The 2,748-nt window shown below is 36.0% G+C and carries 4 protein-coding genes; all 4 read right to left on the bottom strand.

Features of this window, described 5'->3' with window-relative positions:
* Positions 1–199: 199 nt before the first annotated feature.
* The 4 genes from ABD963_RS15100 to ABD963_RS15085 all read right to left on the bottom strand — a co-directional run bounded on the left by ABD963_RS15100 (position 200) and on the right by ABD963_RS15085 (position 2,536).
* Positions 200–811 (bottom strand): hypothetical protein, encoded by a 612-nt coding sequence (locus tag ABD963_RS15100; protein ID WP_345278293.1) that lies wholly within the window; start codon positions 809–811, stop codon positions 200–202.
* A 298-nt stretch (positions 812–1,109) separates the two neighbouring features.
* Positions 1,110–1,499, bottom strand: coding sequence for a hypothetical protein (locus ABD963_RS15095; protein ID WP_345278291.1), 390 nt, complete (start codon positions 1,497–1,499; stop codon positions 1,110–1,112).
* Positions 1,500–1,652: 153 nt separating this feature from the next.
* A complete protein-coding gene (locus ABD963_RS15090) occupies positions 1,653–2,117 on the bottom strand; it encodes a hypothetical protein (RefSeq protein ID WP_345278289.1) in 465 nt (154 codons plus the stop codon).
* A 158-nt stretch (positions 2,118–2,275) separates the two neighbouring features.
* On the bottom strand, positions 2,276–2,536 hold the full coding sequence (locus ABD963_RS15085; RefSeq protein WP_345278287.1) for a hypothetical protein: 261 nt from the start codon (positions 2,534–2,536) through the stop codon (positions 2,276–2,278).
* Positions 2,537–2,748: the final 212 nt, after the last annotated feature.

The raw sequence follows: 2,748 nt of genomic DNA, 5'->3' as shown, positions 1-2,748 counted from the left end.
GATTCAGTATTTGAGCTCTGTCCTTTGGGCTTTCCGAAAAGATTGAAAAATTTCATTGGCGTTTTTTCAGCTTGTTGCTAACGGTTTGCATATGGCTTGTGGCGGTTTCGAAGCACTTTCCTGTCCACCGAAACCGAAGCTGGCTACGGAGCGAAAACCTTGCTGGCAGCCGTTCACCCGCCATAAGCTATATGCGTTGTTATGGGCTGGCTTTTTTTCTTTCTTTATTAACTCGTTCAATTAGTGCGTTAAATTCTTTGTTGTTCGAACTTCCATCTTCATCAACGTCAAAATGATTCAGTAGTCCCCATTCTATATGGTTAAGGATTAATATTTTCTGCTCATTGTCCGTTATTTTTTCAAGTCGCTTCATTACCAAGTCTGGATTACAAATAAAGCAGTCGCCAATTGAAAATGAAGGCATTTCATTGGCAGATCCTTGGTCTGCCCACATTGTCGCAAAGAACTTGTCAATTATTTCAATGTCGTTGGTAGAACAGAAATACTTCGGTATAACTTGAAGAATTGGGTCGTATTTGGTGTCGCTGTAGTTTTCTAATTCTCTTACGGTTGTTCGGTAAGCAAGACTGTCCTTTGCTTTCCAAGCAGTTCTAAAGTTGTCAGCCAGTACTCTTTGTCTGTCGAGCACATAGATTATCATTTCTTTAAGTGAATTTTTGTCAAGGTTCTTTACTTCTTGAATTCTGCTTTTATGGATAAAGCCTTCGATTTGTCTTCCTTTCCAAGCCGTCACTTTTGCCCAATCTGAGTTGTTGTCAAATTTGAAGTAGAAGAAGTCTTCGTTAAACAAGGTGTCAATCACGTCAAAGTCAGTCCCTGGTCCACTGCGAACATTTGTAAATCCGTCTGAGTCATTAATAATTGCTGGTCCATTCTGTGCCAATAATGTCAAAGAGCAGAAAGTCAAAAAGGTCAATATGTAGTATTTCGGTATCGTCATTTTAGCTTGCCCATAACGTTTAGTATAACCGCAGTTACGGGTTAATATGCGGTAATTTTCGGTTTGGCACTGACTTTAGCAATTTCGAGTGGATTCGGACGTAGTCGAATCCGCCGTAATTGCGGTTATATATTGTTGTAGCACGTTTTTATATTTCATCTAGTAATTCTGATTCAATCTTCGGATTGTTCTTTATAAAACTTTTCAATTCCGAAATAGATTTTCCAGCAATAGTGTCGGAATCCGTATTTTCAATCCGTTTCAACATTGTAATTGTCATATGAGATGGTCTTTCCATCAAAGAGTCATACAATTTCTGTTCATATTCCAGTGATTCAAGTCCGTGTAATATTGTCCAAAAAACTCCTGCTCCATCATCAGTCGGATTTTTTTCAAAGACTCCGAAAAGAGTATCAATTCCGATTTCGGGATTTCCGCTTTCCCATAATTCAGTTACTAATTCGTCTAATCGCAACCAATTTCCGTCATCACTTTCATATGATTCTATTTCCGATATTATTTCTTTTACCTGACGCATTTCTCAAATGTGCTACAACGTGATTGTATAAGAATAGTGCGGTTTTGTGTGCGAGGATTTTCCGAAGGAAAATCAGAAGCTAGCAAAACAGCACTAACCTTTGATTAAGCACTAAACTAAGCATTATTTTTATACGGTGTTGTAAGTAGTTTTTTATTTTTTGTCAGTTTTATTTTCTTTAATAGTGTCTTTTATTAGTGCATTATAAATATATTCAGGCGTCTTTTTCTTAATCTTAGCCATTTCTTTTTCGATGTGTTTAGATAGAAATTCTTTTTCCTTTTCGTTCAAATTTTCAAGAATACCAACTCGTCCATAAAAACTTATGTTTTCATCATCTTTATGCACAAGAACTATTAATGGATATCCATTTTGAGCTTCAAACATTTCCAAGTTATTCTCAATTCCCGTTTTTGGATTTGGTCGGTCTAAAAAATAGGTGAAACTCACATTTTTTTCGATTGTACTGTCGAAAGGGTCACTTGTCGGATTTGCATAATTTATAATTCCTTGAACCTCATAAAAATCCGTTTCGTTATAGTCCGAGTATTTCTTTTCAGACTTGCAAGAAAAAAGTCCGAATGACAGAATTAATAGTATGGTTAGCGTTTTTCTCAAATTACTTACAACGTTTATGTGTATGGAAAGTTGCGTGCTTGTGTGCGAGGATTTTCCGAAGGAAAATCAGATGCTAGCAAGCAAAGCAACTCACATTGGTTAAGCTAAAAATAGCAATTTTTTATACACGGTGTTGTGTACCGTTTTTATTTTTTCCGTTATCCTTTTCCAACAAATCTTGTTTTCATATATACTTCGCTCAAAATTATAAGTCCGATTAAAATTCCCATAATTAAAAAGGTCTTATTAAGTCGGTAAGTGTTTTTTTTAATCAGAAAAGTCAGTTGCGAGAGTATAAGTCCGCACAAAATCAGAGTTAGAATAAGGTTGTAAAATCCGTACTCTGTTTTGGTCAAATCATAATACGAATACATACTGCCCCAAAGTCCGCTTCTGTCCGACATTGTTGCAAAAAACATCCAAAAATAATTTGCAGAAAAGAGCAAAAAAATAGGAATCGTCAAAATCGGAATTATCCAATGATAAGGTTTCAGTTTATTATTTTCTCCGATTTTCATTCAATTTCGTGGTTTTTCTCAAATGGTACACAACGGTTTTGTGTATGGCTCGTTGCGGAAAATCAGCTATGATTATCCGCCATGTCCGAAAGATAGCAAATTGCAATGAATTC

The sequence above is a fragment of the Litoribaculum gwangyangense genome, assembly GCF_039543505.1.
GTDB classification, from domain to species: Bacteria; Bacteroidota; Bacteroidia; order Flavobacteriales; family Flavobacteriaceae; genus Litoribaculum; species Litoribaculum gwangyangense.
Note: the sequence above shows the minus strand (reverse complement) of the source record. Positions and strands in the feature narration are given on the sequence as shown.

Excerpts from the sequence above, each read along its gene's own strand:
- ABD963_RS15095 (WP_345278291.1), bottom strand. The coding sequence starts at position 1,499 with ATGCGTCAGGTAAAAGAAATAATATCGGAAATAGAATCATATGAAAGT.
- ABD963_RS15085 (WP_345278287.1), bottom strand. The coding sequence starts at position 2,536 with ATGTTTTTTGCAACAATGTCGGACAGAAGCGGACTTTGGGGCAGTATG.